Genomic DNA, 13,776 nt, shown 5'->3' on the forward strand with positions numbered 1-13,776 from the left:
GGCCCCGTACCCGGGGGCGGCCCGCTCACGATGAGCTGGGCCGGTAGGCGATGACTTTGCCATATTTGAATTCGACGAGGAGTAGGTCGCCGATAGACCTATGTGATGGGCGTTCCTCGGTCGTACCAAGTGGAATTGGTTCTGAGGCGCGTCCGGTGACCATGTCCACCAGCACCAGGGACAGTTTGTATCCATCCCTTTTACTGAATTTCTGCACCTGCCCCTGGCCGGAGTGATACAACGCCTGTAAGGCACTAGTAGAGGCGCACTCCTTCTTGCGGTTCACCCCGAACAGGGCGTTGTCCTTGCCCAGCACGATATCGTTTCCGTTGATGGTGATTGACTTGCAGCTGGTGTCTGTTTCTGAGGCGGAATAGCTTGATGGGGCCCAGGAGGTGTCGAGGTCCTTTAGCCAGAGTTTGGCCTGCTCCCGTGTGAAAGGAGTGGGCGACCACGGGTAGCTGGAGAATGAGGCGGACTCATTGTACTTAAATGACTCACTGAAGGTGCCGTCGGGCTCGTAAAGGTCGATAGTTGACTCCTTGCGTGAACCTCCGCCGGAGCGAACCAGCCAGCCGTCCGCAAGTGGCTGCTGGATGGTGTGCTTGTTAGTGTCCAGCTCGTTCGTGGCGCCGGTGCTCAAGTCAACTACGAAGTGGTCGTAGTCGGACGAGCTGGCGAGTGTGTACCCGTCCACGATTTTAGATGACTGGACTGTCACCGGGCTATCCGTCCCGAAGTCGGTTTCCCACGCCATCTCCGAGGGGCTAGTCCAGTACCGGCAGGTCGAGTCTACGCAGGCGATCGCGCCAGTTGACGTGATGCTCACCCGGGCGTCCGCGTCCCAGGGTGCGACGCTGCGTTCCTGGGAGTAAACGTCGATCAACGTGTTCTCGACGACGATCCGACCGTCCCAGATTGTGGTCCGATCGATGGCTTCGGAAACATCCTGCTGAGTTTCCCACAGCTGCCTGGGGTTGTTTTTGGAGATGTCGAAAACGGCGACAGTCGCAGTTTCGGACGTGCTGGTGATCCGTACCAGTCGGTTGCCGTGGATGCGCGTCGATATCTCCTTGTCGCGGAAGTCCGTGGGTGCCTCAAGGGACCAGGCCTCCTCGAATCCGTCCAGCCAGGCCTGCGACCACTGGTCGGAATTCGTATCGGAGGCCTCGGCGTTGCTGTTCCGTTTGTGCACGATGAGTGCGGTGGTGCCGCCAACGGCAAGGACGAGTGCCAGTACCAGGACTGATATGAGTAACGTTCGGGTCCGCCTCGGTCGCGCTGGATGCGCCGGTGGGGTGGGGGCATGGCCGTATGCGCCCGGTGAGGGCGGTTGGGGTTGAGCCGTGGGTGTGCCCTGCTGAGGCGCCGACTGTGTCACCCAGCTGGGGCCCTGAACCGGTTGTGCCGACTGCCAGGGGATGGGTTGTCCCTGTGGTGGAAGGTGGCGGTTGGCAGGGGTGTTGTTGTAGCCGGGGTGCGACGGGGGCGGCATGCTCATGCCGCACAGCATGTCACGAATAGGTCAACTAGGCCAGGTGTTTGGTTCCGGCGGCCCACGCAGCCTTGATGGCTCGTGATGGCGGCCGCAGTCGGCTGGGTGGGCGGCTTGCCGGCGCGGGGGGTGTGGTCTGGTCCAGTGACGGTGAGGATGGCGGCGCAGTCCGCCATGGCTCGGGCGGGCATGGTGGGACTTGCGCTCGTGGCCTGCATGTTGGTGATCGCCCGGTACGGCGGGCTTCGTCCCCTCCGGCCAGAGCGGCCGACCGCCATGTATGGCCCTCCCGGCTGACCCGCCGCACCCGCGAATGCGGAGAGTCGTTAGGTGTTCAGGAATCCCCGCGACTACAGCCAGGTGGCATTCATGTTCGTGGGGGTGTGGGTGAGTTGGGCGAATGTGGTGGGCGTCTTCAGGATGTTCTCGGGTGATTCTTGCCCTATTTGCGGCGGTGTCCGCTATAAAGAAAAGCTTGAGGATTCCTGGCAGGTATAGCAATTGTTTCGGAAAGCTGGGAAGATAGCCTTGGTAAATTGCGAGTGTTGGCATATTGCTGCGTTGGAGTGGTATCAAGCACAGCATGGTGATATCCATATGTCAATCGTTGTCAACCGAGAGGAGATTCCGACATGCCACGGCCAGTATTCGACGGTTCCTCCGCGCCGGACCCGGGCAGCAGTGAGCTCAACCCGCTGTTCGCCCGCCCCGGCGAGGCCTATGACCTGCCGAAGTTCCGCTTCCCCGCCGGGGAGGCGCTGCCCGAGACCGCCTACCAGGTGGTCCACGACGAGGCGATGCTGGACGGCAACGCACGCATGAACCTCGCCACCTTCGTCAGCACCTGGATGGATGACCATGCGGGCCGCCTCTACCTGGAGGCGGCCGACAAGAACATGATCGACAAGGATGAGTACCCGCGCACCGCGGAGATCGAGACCCGCTGCTGGACCATGCTCGCAGACCTGTGGCACGCCCCGGACCCCCGTCACACCATCGGCACCTCCACCATCGGCTCCTCAGAGGCCTGCATGCTGGGCGGGCTGGCGCTCAAGCGCCGCTGGCGCAACGCCCGCCGCGCCGCCGGCAAGCCCGCCGACCGGCCCAACCTGGTCATGTCCAGCGCCGTGCAGGTGTGCTGGGAGAAGTTCTGCAACTACTTCGACGTCGAGCCCAGGTATGTGCCCATCAGCGAGGAGCACAAGGTCCTGGACGGCCACGGCCTGGAGGACTACGTGGATGAGAACACCATCGGCGTGGTGGCCATCATGGGGGTGACCTACACCGGCATGTACGAGCCCGTCGCCCAGATCGCCCGCGCACTGGACGCCATCCAGGAGCGCACCGGCCTGGACGTTCCCATCCACGTCGACGGCGCCTCCGGGGCCATGATCGCCCCCTTCATCCAGCCCGAGCTGGAGTGGGACTTCCGCATCGAGCGGGTTGCCTCCATCTCCACCTCCGGCCACAAGTACGGGCTGGTCTACCCCGGCATCGGCTGGGTGGTGTGGCGCGAGGAGGCCGCCCTGCCCGAGGAGCTGATCTTCGAGGTCTCCTACCTGGGCGGGCAGATGCCCACCTTCGCCCTGAACTTCTCTCGCCCCGGCGCACAGGTGCTGCTGCAGTACTACATGTTCCTGCGGCTCGGATTCGACGGCTACCGGCGGGTGCAGGCCAACAGCCGCGACGTCGCCCGCTACCTGGCCGACCAGATCGCCGCCATGGGCGCCTTCGAGTTGTGGAACAACGGCTCCGACATCCCTGTGTTCGCCTGGAGGCTGCGCGCCGACCACACCGACAAGTGGAACCTGTACGACCTGTCCGACCGGTTGCGCATGAAGGGCTGGCTGGTCCCCGCCTACCCGATGCCCGATGACCTCACCGACGTCACCGTGCAGCGGATCGTCGTCCGCAACGGGCTCAGCCATGACCTTGCCGACGCCCTCCTGGAGGACCTGCGTGCCGAGGTCGCCTACCTCGACCGGCTCGACGGGCCGCTGCCCCAGGAGTCGGACCGCCCCGCCGCCTTCCACCACTGAGGAGCCGAAAATGTCCGTTAGAACCTCCGGCCATGCCGCCGGAACCTCCGTTCCCGACGACGCCGCTCGGGGCGGTGCGGTGAACGCGCCCAACTCCGTCCATGCCCCCGACTCTTCCGGCACCCGGTCCAGCCGCCCGCCCGCGGGCACGCTCGGGGACCTGCCCACCGCCCACACGATGCCCGGCAACGCGCCCGCCGCCGACACCGCCGGCACGGACGCCAACCGCCCGCCCGCCTCAATGAGCGTGTTCAACCTGGCCATGCTCACCGTGGTGGCCGTGGCCTCGCTGCGGTCCCTGCCCGCCATGGCCGGCTACGGGCTGGCCTCCATGGTGCTCTACCTGATCCCCGCGGTGCTGTTCATGGTGCCGACGGCGCTGGTAGCCGCAGAGCTCGCCACCGGCTGGAAGGGCGGGGTGTTCATCTGGGTGCGCGAGGCCTTCGGCGAACGCTGGGGCTTCGTGGCCATCTGGCTGCAGTGGGTGCAGAACGTGGTTTGGTACCCCACCCAGATCGCCTTCATCGCCGTGAGCCTGTCCTACGTAGTGGGTGGCGGTTCCCTGGCGAACAACGGCGTGTACGTGGCCGCCGTCATCATCGTCCTGTACTGGGTCTCCACCTTCATCACGCTGGCCGGCGGCAACCTCTTCGCCAAGGTCGGCTCGTGGAGCGGCATCGTCGGCACGCTCCTGCCGGCAGCGCTACTTATCATCTTCGGCGCCGCCTGGCTGGCAACCGGCACGCCCTCCCAGACGGAACTGGCGGCGTCGGCGATCCTGCCGCCCTGGACCGGCCTGGCCTCAATCGTGCTGATCGTGTCCAACGTGCTCGCCTACGCGGGCATGGAGGTCAACGCCGTTCACGCCAACGATCTGTCCGACCCCGGCCGCGGTTACCCGCGCACGGTCCTGATCTCGGCGGTGGTGATCCTGGCGATCTTCATCCTGCCGACCCTGGCGATCGCCGTCGCGGTCCCCAAGGCGAGCCTGGGCGTGGTGGACGGCATCAACCTGGCCTTCCAGGCCTACTTCGACCACTGGCACCTGGCCTGGGGCACTCCGTTGGTCTCGCTGCTGATCGCCCTGGGCGCCTTCGCCTCCGTGGTCACCTGGATCGCCGGCCCGTCCAAGGGCCTGCTCACCGCCGCCCGCACCGGCCTGCTGCCGCCGGTCCTGCAGAAGCGCAACCGGGCCGGCGTGCAGCGCTCCATCCTGCTGCTGCAAGGCGTAATCGTGACGATCCTGGCGCTGCTGTTCGTGGTCATCCCCAACGGCAACACCGCCTTCGTCACCCTGATCGACATGGCCGCCGCGCTCTACCTGATCATGTACATGATGCTGTTCGCCGCCGCCCTGCGCCTGCGCGCCACCCGCCCGCAGGTACGGCGCACCTACCGCACCCCCGCCATGGGGCTGGTTGCCGGGATTGGCTTCGCGGCCTGCGCTGCGGCCTTCATCCTGTCCTTCGTGCGCCCGTCGGGGTTCACGGGGCTGAGCAGCGCCGGCTATGCCCTGGTGGTGGGCCTGGTGATTGTCGTACTCGGGGCGCCGCCGCTGGTCTTCTACGCACTGCGCCGCCCCAGCTGGCAGCTGGAGCCCGACCACGCCGTCGGCGAGGCCGTCCTGGTCAACCCACCCGACCCGGCGGATCCGGACGACGCCGACCACTCGCGCCCCGGCAGGCGCCATCTGCGGCTGGTCTCCAGGCGCCACGGAATCCACTCCGTAGGACGGGCCTCATAGCCCGTTGCGGGGCGGGCCGGGGCCTCCCCGCCACCATGCGATCCGCCACCGCCACCCGCGGGTGCCGCGGCCGTCCTTGAGGCGGCACCGGCACCCGCGGGTGCATGATGGCCCCCATGCGCGTCACCGGCATCGAATACAGGTCCCCGGGCATCGCACCGACCTCTGCACTGGCGACCCCAGCGAGCATCGGTCCTGTCACCACCGCCGGACGGGAGAAGCGGCATGAGTGAGCACTCGCGTATCCACATCCGCCCCGCCCGCCCCGACGACGTCGCGCGGGTCGCCCGCCTGCTCGCCCTGCGGGGGATCAGCGTGGAGGAGGCGCTGGACCAGGCGCCGCGCATGATTGCGGCCCTGCCGGTTCTGCTGCTGGCCTCCCTCCCCGCCGACGACGCCGAGCCCACCGCTGCTGAAGGCGCGGTCGGGCAGGCGGCCGAGGTCGACTTGGCCGAGGTCGACTTGGCCGAGGTCGATGCGGTCGCCCAGTCGGCCGAAGCCGATGACACGGCCGCCCCGGTCGCCCTTTCCGGCGCCTTCCTCCTGCCCGGCGACATGGAGGGGCGCCCGGAGCACTGGATGGTCTCCGGCCTCATCGTCGACCCCGGTGCCAGACGCCGCGGGATCGGCCGTGCCCTGCTGGCCGCGGTCGGCGCAGCGGTGCAGGAGCTCGAGCCGGGGGAGGACCTGTTCAGCGTCGTCGAGACTGCCAACCACGCCTCCGTCGCTGCGCACTTGGCCGCCGGCTTCCAGGAGGTCGCGCACGTGGACGGCTACGCGGGCCTCGTCTTCGATGACGCCCTGCTGATGCGCCTGCCGGGCACAGCGGATCACTGACTTCGGGGCCTACGAGCAGCCGTCAGCGTTCGCTCGGAACGGGCCGGAAGACCTCAGTCCAGCAGGGGGAGCAGGTCCCGCAGGCTGGCGACGACGAGTGCGCCGGGGGCGTCGTCGGGCAGGGTCACGGAGGTGCCCGGACGCACCAGCAGCGCCGCCGGCATCCCCGCCTCCCGTGCGGCTACGACGTCGATCGGCCGGTCCCCAACGCACAGGACCTCCGCCGGGTCAAGACCGTGCCGCTGCGCCAGCAACAGGTTCATGTCAGGACTGGGCTTGCGGGCCACCCCATCCGGGGCGCAGACAACATCGTCCATCTCCAGGTGCAGCCCCTGCAGCAGTGCGGTGGCGGAAACGCGGTCCCGGTGTGTGGCCACCAGGTTCAGGCCACCCAATTCGCTCACCCGCGCCATCACCTCCCGGGCGCCGTCCATCACGGGCGCAGGCCGCCGACGCCACCGCTCCTTCAAATCGGCGTACGCCGCCTCCAGCATCTCCGGTTCCAGGCGCCGCTCGGCGCTGAGCGTGGCGATCGCATGGGCAATGGAGTGACGGGTCAGGCTGGTGACGTGACGCAGGTGCTCGGGCTCCGCGTCCCCGAAGGCCGCCTCGCACAGGACCCGGTCGACTTCCGGGTAGGTGTCCACCAGTGTGCCGCCCATGTCCCAGATAATGTGACGCATGCAGTCATTGTCCCCGCAATCGGCCGACGCGGCAGCCGATTCGCGTCTCGCATCCGTCAGCTCCGATCACGCCATCCCCTGGGCCATGCAGATCGCCGTCCACTACGACAAGGTGCACCCGCCCCGCCGCATCGACGTCGCCGAGGCGGCGGCCCGCGCCGTAGTCGCCCTGCTGGCCGCCCCCGAGGCGGCGCCGGGCGGCCCCTGGCACGACGCCGTCGAGTACTGGCGCGACGGGCGCATCCGCAAGCTGGTGCGCCGCGCTCGCGGCTTACGGTGGGAGGAGATCCAAGAACTACCCGGGGTGACGGTCGCTCAGGAAGGGCCGGAGGGCTGGGGCGTGGCCGAGGCGCGTGCGATAGTCCCCGGCCCGGTGCGCCCGCTGCCGACGCCGCTGGCCAAGACCCAGGTGGAGGGCACGCACTTCCCGCACGGGGACCAGCTGCCCCCGCCGCCCGCGGCGATCACCGCTGCCGTTGCCAAGGACCCCGACGCCGCCCGGGGGATCGCCCTGTCCAGCGAGTCGGCCTCCCGGCAGGCGCTGGTGACTGTGGAGGTCACCCCGCTGGAGGAGATGACCAGCGGGAAGCTGTGCGCGCAGGTCGCGCACGCCGCCCAGTTGGCCTGGCAGAGCCCACAACTGCCCGCCGACCTGCGCGAGCGCTGGGCCGCGCAGGGGTACCGGGTGCGCGTCGTCTTCCCGACGGAGTCCTCCTGGGGCTCCCGGCCGCGCCCGGTGTCGGTGGTTGACGCCGGCTACACCGAGCTTGACGGGCCCGCGGAGACCACGCGCGCCTTCTGGTGAGAGGCACCCCGGGGCGCCCTCGCTGCCGATGAGGCGGTGAGGCAGGGGTCAGGCGGCGTCGGCGGTAGGCTCAGGGGTGCCGCGGAATACCCACAGGCGCATCAGCGCGTACAGGTAGATTCCCTCGCAGCAGGCGGAGGCGAACCGCGCCAGCTCGGCGTTGACACCCACCAGGTGCAGCAGGCTGGACAGTCCCAGAATGAAGATGACGTACTGGGAAACCAGGCCGACTGCGTACCGCGATCCCTGGGACGTCAGTGAGCCGTGGGACTGGAAGTTCAGCCACCGGTTCAGCAGTAGCGAGTACACGCCGGCGATTGCGTAGCCGACGGTGACTGCCAGCGGGTAGAACCAGTGCATCCGCTCGTAGAACAGCCACAGGAAAGCGATGTCAATGATGAAGCCGGAGCCGTTGATCAGCGCGTAGCCGATGAAGGTCACCGGGACGCGACGGCGCACGATGCCCGGAAGTAGTCGGTGAATGCGCCTAAGCAGGTTCATGAAGACGCGTGGGGCGCGTCGTGCGGGGTCATCCAGCCGGGCGTTCAGGCGCCGGTGCGCGGTGGTGGCGGCCGTGATGCTGCTCGGTGTCCGGGCGGCAGCGGAGGAGGCGTACGGTCCTTGCATTTGCCTGGACGTCGAGATGCTCGTCATGGTCTTCCTCTCGTGCGCCTCGTCAGTTGCGCCAACAGCACTGAGTTTTGTGCGTCCGGGCGCGGCTCGCAAGCCCGTATGAATGAAATCTGGTTTCCGAAAGTATGAGACTGCCGACTGGCCTGTCCTCCTCAAGAACGATGCGGGTCCGTCAATGCGGAGATGACCTCCTGGCGCAGCAGGGCGCCGCCGGCGTCCGCCGGGTGATGCACGGTGCGGATACCAATCGCTGCGGCTGCGCTCACATTGGCGGCGTTGTCATCAACGAACAGTGCCTCATCCGGATCTGCCCCCACCAGGTCCAGTACGGCACGGAAGTAGTCCGGGCTGGGCTTGGCTACCCCGAGTGTGCACGAGTAGGCGTCCACGTCGCACAGGCCGTCATAGCCGAGGGCGGCGCGCATCCAGGCGCGGCGCTCGTGCTGCTGATTGGTGGCCAGCACCGTGGTGTACCCGGCGGCCTTGAGGTCGCGCACGGTCTGCCAGGCGAGCGGGTCCGGTGTGGCCTGCCACCATAGTTCCAGAAGCTGCTCCGCGCCGGTGGTGAGCTCCAGCTCGTCGACCAGCCGCTCCAGCAGGGTGCGCAGGCTCTCGCGTCCCTCCAGTGCGGCGGCCTCCTCGGCGAGGAGACGACGGCAGAACTCCGCCCCTCCGCCGGCGGTCAGCGCCTGGTCCCACGGAGTGCCGATGAACTGCAGTACGCCGTCGGCGTCCAGTAGAACGGCCCGCACCGCACTGGTGCCGAGGGCGGGGATGGCGGGCGGGGCGGGGGAGTGCGACGTCATGAGGTGATCGTGGCGTAAGGCGCGCAGTTTCGCCAGTGAGTCCCGGAAAGAGGATGACGAGTACCGCAGCGCGGAGCGCGGCCGCGGACATGATTGGCCAGGGGGCCATACTTGGGCCCATGGCAGATCCCGCAACCCTTACCGCACCCGCCCTGCGTGGCGATGATGCCTACGCCGAGTCCATCATCGACTTCGTCGTCGCCTCGCCCACCAGCTACCACGCAGCCGCGGAGGTCGCGCGCCGACTGGATGCGGTAGGCCTGACGGCAGTGGATGAGCGCGCGCCCTGGGGCGCCGACCTGCCCCGGCGCGGCTACACCATCCGTGACGGCGCGGTGATCGCCTGGCTGCTGCCCGGGCGCACGGGGGCAGATGCGGGCTGGCGGATCGTCGGCGCCCACACCGACTCGCCGGCGCTGCGGCTCAAGCCCCGTGCCGCCATGGTGCGAGAGGGCGTGCAGCTACTGAACGTGGAGGTATACGGGGGGCCGCTGCTGAACTCATTCCTGGACCGGGAGCTGGGACTGGCCGGTCGCCTGGTCACGCATGAGGGCACCGCACATCTGGTGCGCACCGGTCCGATCGCCCGTGTAGCCCAGGTGGCGCCACACCTGGACCGCTCCGTGAACGACTCCCTGCACCTGGACAAGCAGGCCCACCTACTTCCCCTGTGGACCCTGGCCGGCCCGGCGGACGCCCCCGTGGCTGGCGCAGCAGAGGGCGCCGGCCCAGCCCGCGCCGCGACCGCCCCGCCGCGCCCTGACGCGCCAGAGCTCTACCTGTGCGACCTGGCGGGCATCGACCCCGCCGACCTCGCCTTCGCCGACATCCTCACCTACCCCACCGAGCCTCCGGCCCGGTTCGGGCTTCACGGCGAGTTCCTCGCCTCCGCCCGCCTGGACAACCTCTCCTCGGTGCACGCCGCACTCGCCGCCCTCGAGGGCCTGGCGCGCGCCGACGCCGATCTCCCCAACCCGGTCGTATTCGTGGCCAACGACCATGAAGAGGTTGGCAGCGGGACCCGCGCCGGCGCCGCCGGCCCCTTCCTGCAGACCGTCCTGGAGCGCCTGGCACGTGTGCTGGGAGTGTCCGACGAGGCCTACGCTGCCCTGCTGGCCCGCTCGCTGTGCGTCTCAGCCGACGCGGGCCACGCCACCCACCCGAACCATCCCCAGCTGCACGACCCCGCCGTACGCCCCGTCCTCGGCGGTGGGCCGTTGCTGAAGATCAACGCCCAGCAGCGCTACGCGACCGACGCCGCTGCCGTGGCCGCGTGGGCGCGTGCCTGCCGCGCGGCCGCCGTGCCCAGCCAGGACTTCGTGTCCAACAACGCCGTGCCCTGCGGCACCACGATCGGCCCCATCACCGCCACCCGCTTGGGCATTCCCACGGTCGACGTCGGCCAGCCGCTGCTGTCCATGCACTCCCAGCGGGAGATGTGCGCCCTGAGCGACGGCCTTAACCTAGCCCGCGCGATGCGCTCCTACTGGCTGGGAGCCTGAAAACGCAGAGCGGCCGACGCGCGCAGTCCCTCGGTCCGCCGTGCTGCGGCAGCCGCCCAGGCCCCGGCCGAGTACGGCGGGTGCCGGGCGGCCGCCAAGCGCGAGTGCCCGGCAACGCAACCGCCAGCACCAGCCGCGCAGGGTCCCAGCCGGTTTCAGCGCCAGGCGCCGCGCCAGTACTGGACCGGTAGATGAACGGCCTGCCAGTCGTTCACGCCGAGCTCGTGGCTCCAGCGCACCGGCAGGTAGGGGTCACGCAGCGCCGGCCGTCCCGCGGCGACGGCGTCGGCCAGGCCTGCCACCAGGATCTGCTCGGCCTGCAGGCCGGAGTCGATGATGCCCACGGTAACCACCTGCGGTTGCCCGCCACCCGGCGTCGTCATGCCGGCCACGGCCTGCTTGACCTGGGCGGCGTAGGGGACCTGATAGCCGGGCCCCACCGGCACCTTCGTAGGCACGTTCCCGCCGGTGGACACGTGCAGCACGTCAACGCCCGCCTGCACCAGCTGCTGAGCCAGCTCAGCGGTCTGCTCGCCGGTAACCCCGCCCTCGGCCCAGTCGGTCGCGGACAGGCGGATGTCAAGGACCTTGTCGTCCCCAATGGCCTCGCGCACCGCCCGGACCACCTCCAGTGCGAAACGCCTGCGCCCCTCGTCCGAGCCGCCGTAGGCATCGGTGCGCGTGTTGGACAGCGGAGAGAGGAACTGGTGAATCAAGTAGCCATGGGCGCCGTGCAGCTCGATCACGTCGTACCCGGCGGCCACCGCGCGGCGGGCGGCCGCGGCGAAGGCCTGCACCGTATCGGCGATCTCATCCGTGGTCAGGGCGCGCGGCGCGGCGTGCGCCGGATAGGGCGTGGTGGTGGGCGCCACCAGGTCCCAGCCGGGCAGCGTGCCCGAGCGGGCGCCGTCCACGTCGGGCCGCCACGGCGGCGTGCCCGCCTTGCGTCCCCCGTGGCCGAGTTGCACACCCGCCAGTGCGCCGCCGATGTGGATGGCCTTGACGAGATACTCGTGCCCCGCGATCTGGGCGTCATCCCACAGGCCCAGGTCATTGGGGGACAGGCGCCCCTCCGGGGTGACGGCGCTGGCCTCCACGATGATCGTGCCGAAGCCGCCCTGGGCGCGTGTGCCGTAGTGCAGGGCGTGCCAGTTGCCCGGAATGCCGTCCTCATTGACGACCGAGTACATGCACATGGGAGGAAGCCACAGGCGGTTGCGGGCGGTGAGCCCGCGCAGGGAAAGGGGCTGAAGCAGCATTGGATTCGCCATGGCTTCACGCTACGCGACTCGAGCGCCGCGGGCTAGGGGTGGCGGGCCTCCGGCCGGATGCTCGCCCTCCGGCTGAAAGTGTTGCGGTGGGGATCACGTCCGCCTAGCTCGAGCGGACTCGATAGCCTTTACCCATCATGACCACTGCGACTCCCGCTCCAGCCCGTCCTGTTCCCTACGGCGATCCGGCCCACGCGCCCGCCCCGATCACCCGGCGCGTTGAGGACGTCGCCCTCGTATTCGAGGGGGGTGGCATGCGCGGCACCTACACCGCGGCGCTCGTGCAGGTGCTGCTGGAGGAGGGACTGTTCTTCCCCTGGGTCGGTGGCATCTCCGCGGGGTCAACGAACACGGTCAACATGGTCTCCCGCGACCTGTGGCGCACTCGTGAGGCCTTCGTCGGACTGACCACTGACCCGGAGGCCGGCGGCTGGGGCAGCTTCGCGCGCGGGCGCGGGTACTTCAACTCCGAGCACATCTACCAGCACACCTCTTTGCCGGATGAGCGCTTCCCCTTCGACTGGGACACCTTCAAGGCCTCCGAGGCGACCGTGCGCATCGGCTCCTTCCGCTGCGACACCGGCGAGGAGGTCTACTGGGGCCTGGAGGACATGGACGCCATGGAAGACCTGCTGGTGCGCTGCCAGGCCTCCTCGTCCATGCCGGTGCTAATGCCCACCGTTCACATCGATAAGGTGCCCTACCTCGACGGCGCGCTCGGGCCGACCGGTGGTTTCGCCACCGACGCGGCGGTGGCAGACGGCTACGAGCGCATGCTTGTGGTCTCCACGCGCCCGGCCGGCTACCGCAAGCCCGCTGAGAAGCGTGCGGCCGCTTATCGGCGCATGTTCTACAAGCAGCCGGCGGTCGCCGAGGCCATCATCAACCGGCCCACCGGCTACAACCGCACCCTGGAGGAGCTGGAGCAGGGGCGGCGTGAAGGCCGCGTCTACCTGTTCCAGCCGGATCGCATGCCGATTGAAAACGGTGAGCTGCGCTATGACCGCGTGGTGAGCACCTACGAGCTCGGCCTGGCGCAGGCCCGGCGGGAGCTGCCCGAGATCCTGGACTTCCTGGGCCTGTAGCCGGGTTACCGGTCGGGTGGTCATTAGCCTGCGGCCCGAACTGCGGGCCGGTTAGTGCCGCGAGTCGGCTGCCTGCAGGGCGCCTGCAGTGTGAACGGACGTAACGCAGGTTACGAGGCTGTGGCGATGTCAACGTTCGGTTTCGCTAGCCCTGGCAGTGGCTGCCGTGTTGAGTTGTGTCCTGCGCCGCCCGGACCCGGGCGGGCTATGGCCTGAAGGGAACAACTCCATGACCAACAAGCCCAAGATCGGGATCGTCCTCGGATCGGTGCGGGAGGTCCGCCTAGGCGAGCAGATCGCCGAGTGGGTGCTTGAGCACGCGCGTGCTCGTGGCGACGCCCACTACTCCATCATCGACGTCAAGTCCTTTGACCTGCCCCTGTTCACCTCTCCGATCCCGCCTGCGGCGGCGAACAAGCAGTATGACGACCCGCGGGTGCAGGCCTGGTCCGAGGCCATCGACTCCCAGGACGGCTTCGTGTTCGTCACCTCCGAGTACGATCACGGCATCCCCGGCGCCTTCAAGAATGCCACCGACCACCTCTTCTCCGAGTTCGCGAACAAGACAGTCGGCTTTGTCGGCTACTCCGGTGACGGCGCGATCCGTGCCGTCGAGCAGTGGCGCACGGTCCTGGGCGGCTGGAGCATGCACACAGTCTTCCCGGCCGTGCAGCTGATGCTGTACATAGACGCCTCGGCTGACATGAGCACCTTCACCCCCGCGGACCTGCGGGACGGTGAGCTGGCGGCCACCCTCGACGCAGTCGTCGCCTCCATCAACTCGCGCAAGGCCTGAGCGGCCTCTGCCCGGGTGCGGTGGTAGACGGGCCCGGGAGAACACTGATGCCGGCGGGGCGCGGACACAGTCCGCGCCCC

12 protein-coding genes are annotated in these 13,776 nt (G+C 68.7%); 7 read left to right on the forward strand and 5 right to left on the reverse strand.

Annotation, left to right across the window (positions count from 1 at the left end; all coding sequences use genetic code 11):
• Window positions 1-25: 25 nt before the first annotated feature.
• Entirely contained in the window at window positions 26-1,195 is a 1,170-nt protein-coding gene (locus GZ998_RS08340; RefSeq protein ID WP_219109578.1) for a hypothetical protein, read from the reverse strand.
• 932 nt (window positions 1,196-2,127) lie between these two features.
• On the opposite strand from GZ998_RS08340, the gene GZ998_RS08345 reads away from it, so the two are divergent.
• The 3 genes from GZ998_RS08345 to GZ998_RS08355 all read left to right on the forward strand — a co-directional run bounded on the left by GZ998_RS08345 (window position 2,128) and on the right by GZ998_RS08355 (window position 6,115).
• Window positions 2,128-3,534 (forward strand): glutamate decarboxylase, encoded by a 1,407-nt coding sequence (locus GZ998_RS08345; protein WP_219109579.1) that lies wholly within the window; start codon window positions 2,128-2,130, stop codon window positions 3,532-3,534.
• A 10-nt stretch (window positions 3,535-3,544) separates the two neighbouring features.
• On the forward strand, window positions 3,545-5,278 hold the full coding sequence (locus tag GZ998_RS08350; RefSeq protein WP_219109580.1) for an amino acid permease: 1,734 nt from the start codon (window positions 3,545-3,547) through the stop codon (window positions 5,276-5,278).
• A gap of 225 nt (window positions 5,279-5,503) precedes the next feature.
• Window positions 5,504-6,115: a GNAT family N-acetyltransferase gene (locus GZ998_RS08355; RefSeq protein WP_219109581.1), complete on the forward strand. Its 612-nt coding sequence runs from the start codon at window positions 5,504-5,506 to the stop codon at window positions 6,113-6,115.
• A gap of 53 nt (window positions 6,116-6,168) precedes the next feature.
• Here the strand turns inward: GZ998_RS08355 and GZ998_RS08360 are convergent, their stop codons facing one another.
• Window positions 6,169-6,798 (reverse strand): HAD family hydrolase, encoded by a 630-nt coding sequence (locus GZ998_RS08360; protein WP_162679140.1) that lies wholly within the window; start codon window positions 6,796-6,798, stop codon window positions 6,169-6,171.
• Between the two features lie 85 nt (window positions 6,799-6,883).
• Here GZ998_RS08360 and GZ998_RS08365 point away from each other — a divergent pair, with 85 nt between their 5' ends.
• A complete protein-coding gene (locus tag GZ998_RS08365; protein WP_162679162.1) occupies window positions 6,884-7,603 on the forward strand; it encodes a peptidyl-tRNA hydrolase in 720 nt (239 codons plus the stop codon).
• A 48-nt stretch (window positions 7,604-7,651) separates the two neighbouring features.
• Here the strand turns inward: GZ998_RS08365 and GZ998_RS08370 are convergent, their stop codons facing one another.
• Both GZ998_RS08370 and GZ998_RS08375 read right to left on the reverse strand, forming a co-directional pair.
• Window positions 7,652-8,257, reverse strand: a complete 606-nt coding sequence (locus tag GZ998_RS08370; protein WP_237564285.1) for a GtrA family protein — start codon at window positions 8,255-8,257, stop codon at window positions 7,652-7,654.
• A 131-nt stretch (window positions 8,258-8,388) separates the two neighbouring features.
• Entirely contained in the window at window positions 8,389-9,042 is a 654-nt protein-coding gene (locus tag GZ998_RS08375; RefSeq protein ID WP_162679139.1) for an HAD family hydrolase, read from the reverse strand.
• Window positions 9,043-9,161: 119 nt separating this feature from the next.
• Here GZ998_RS08375 and GZ998_RS08380 point away from each other — a divergent pair, with 119 nt between their 5' ends.
• Window positions 9,162-10,544: a M18 family aminopeptidase gene (locus tag GZ998_RS08380; protein WP_161923640.1), complete on the forward strand. Its 1,383-nt coding sequence runs from the start codon at window positions 9,162-9,164 to the stop codon at window positions 10,542-10,544.
• Window positions 10,545-10,699: 155 nt separating this feature from the next.
• Here GZ998_RS08380 and GZ998_RS08385 read toward each other — a convergent pair whose 3' ends face one another.
• On the reverse strand, window positions 10,700-11,815 hold the full coding sequence (locus tag GZ998_RS08385) for an NADH:flavin oxidoreductase/NADH oxidase (RefSeq protein WP_162679138.1): 1,116 nt from the start codon (window positions 11,813-11,815) through the stop codon (window positions 10,700-10,702).
• Window positions 11,816-11,952: 137 nt separating this feature from the next.
• On the opposite strand from GZ998_RS08385, the gene GZ998_RS08390 reads away from it, so the two are divergent.
• Window positions 11,953-12,900: a patatin family protein gene (locus GZ998_RS08390; RefSeq protein ID WP_219109582.1), complete on the forward strand. Its 948-nt coding sequence runs from the start codon at window positions 11,953-11,955 to the stop codon at window positions 12,898-12,900.
• 229 nt (window positions 12,901-13,129) lie between these two features.
• A complete protein-coding gene (locus GZ998_RS08395; RefSeq protein WP_219109583.1) occupies window positions 13,130-13,696 on the forward strand; it encodes an NADPH-dependent FMN reductase in 567 nt (188 codons plus the stop codon).
• Window positions 13,697-13,776: the final 80 nt, after the last annotated feature.

Source organism: Actinomyces sp. 594 (assembly GCF_019325145.1).
In the GTDB taxonomy this organism is placed as follows: Bacteria; Actinomycetota; Actinomycetes; order Actinomycetales; family Actinomycetaceae; genus Actinomyces.

Excerpts from the sequence above, each read along its gene's own strand:
- GZ998_RS08380 (WP_161923640.1), top strand. The coding sequence starts at position 9,162 with ATGGCAGATCCCGCAACCCTTACCGCACCCGCCCTGCGTGGCGATGAT.
- GZ998_RS08370 (WP_237564285.1), bottom strand. The coding sequence starts at position 8,257 with ATGACGAGCATCTCGACGTCCAGGCAAATGCAAGGACCGTACGCCTCC.
- GZ998_RS08360 (WP_162679140.1), bottom strand. The coding sequence starts at position 6,798 with ATGCGTCACATTATCTGGGACATGGGCGGCACACTGGTGGACACCTAC.
- GZ998_RS08345 (WP_219109579.1), top strand. The coding sequence starts at position 2,128 with ATGCCACGGCCAGTATTCGACGGTTCCTCCGCGCCGGACCCGGGCAGC.
- GZ998_RS08395 (WP_219109583.1), top strand. The coding sequence starts at position 13,130 with ATGACCAACAAGCCCAAGATCGGGATCGTCCTCGGATCGGTGCGGGAG.
- GZ998_RS08365 (WP_162679162.1), top strand. The coding sequence starts at position 6,884 with ATGCAGATCGCCGTCCACTACGACAAGGTGCACCCGCCCCGCCGCATC.
- GZ998_RS08355 (WP_219109581.1), top strand. The coding sequence starts at position 5,504 with ATGAGTGAGCACTCGCGTATCCACATCCGCCCCGCCCGCCCCGACGAC.
- GZ998_RS08385 (WP_162679138.1), bottom strand. The coding sequence starts at position 11,815 with ATGGCGAATCCAATGCTGCTTCAGCCCCTTTCCCTGCGCGGGCTCACC.
- GZ998_RS08350 (WP_219109580.1), top strand. The coding sequence starts at position 3,545 with ATGTCCGTTAGAACCTCCGGCCATGCCGCCGGAACCTCCGTTCCCGAC.
- GZ998_RS08375 (WP_162679139.1), bottom strand. The coding sequence starts at position 9,042 with ATGACGTCGCACTCCCCCGCCCCGCCCGCCATCCCCGCCCTCGGCACC.
- GZ998_RS08390 (WP_219109582.1), top strand. The coding sequence starts at position 11,953 with ATGACCACTGCGACTCCCGCTCCAGCCCGTCCTGTTCCCTACGGCGAT.